This is a genomic window from Acidovorax sp. SRB_24 (assembly GCF_012931925.1).
The window spans coordinates 1-285 of sequence record NZ_MWOM01000326.1 but is presented as its reverse complement, the minus strand read 5'-3'; the positions used below and the strand labels follow the sequence as shown (position 1 = coordinate 285).

1 pseudogene is annotated in these 285 nt (G+C 75.1%); it reads right to left on the bottom strand.

The window, feature by feature from the left end:
* Positions 1-285 (bottom strand): annotated as a pseudogene (locus B2J89_RS22130) (DNA topoisomerase IB); the annotation flags it as partial.

Sequence of the window (285 nt, the reverse complement as noted above, 5' to 3'; positions counted from 1 at the left end):
CGTGGTCAGGCCGTACGAGTGGTTGCTGGCCGCGTACTCCTCGTTGCCCACGCGCAGGCAGGTAGTATCGAGCAGCCGCACGATGGCTGCCAGCACCCGCGTGCGCGCCAGCGGCGGGCTGCGACGCGGCGCCAGGTCACGCGCCACGCGCGCGCGGATGCGCGGCAGCGCCTGACCAAACGCGCGCATGCGCTCGAACTTGCCGTCGCGCAGCCGCCGCCAGTCGGGGTGGTAGCGGTACTGGCGCCGCCCGCGCGCGTCGAGCCCGGTGGCCTGCAGGTGGCC